This window comes from Variovorax sp. M-6, assembly GCF_052114385.1.
Taxonomy (GTDB): Bacteria; Pseudomonadota; Gammaproteobacteria; order Burkholderiales; family Burkholderiaceae_C; genus Variovorax.
Genome location: NZ_JBFREQ010000130.1, coordinates 1 through 423 on the forward strand (window position 1 = coordinate 1; position 423 = coordinate 423).

General features: G+C 67.4%; 1 pseudogene. It reads left to right on the forward strand.

Annotated elements, in window-relative coordinates:
• A pseudogene (locus AB4Z46_RS35480) lies at positions 1-423 on the forward strand (hypothetical protein); the annotation flags it as partial.

The following is a 423-nucleotide window of genomic DNA, read 5'->3' on the forward strand; positions in this document are numbered from 1 at the left end:
GAAGCGGCGACGGACCTCACGCAGGACTCGGCAACCCGCGTGGCCAGGCACATGGCCAAGACGCAGAGCCGGGACATGACGCGCCTGGTGCTCGGGCTGATCAGGCCCTACCGGGCCTGGCTCGTGATCGTCTTCGCCGCGATGATGGTCGAGATCCTCATGAGCCTGGCGGCGCCCTGGCCCCTCAAGCTGGTGCTCGACGACGCGCTGGGCACCCACCACCTGCCGCCGTGGCTCGAATGGGCGCATCAGTTCGGCATCGGCCGCCATACCTTGGGCGTCGCGCTGTTTGCCGGCATCGCCACCATCCTGATCGCGGTCATCGGCGGCATCGCGACCTACATCGACAACTACTACACCACCAGCATCGGACAGTGGGTCGCCAACGACCTGCGCCTGCGCATCTACGAGCACCTGCACCGG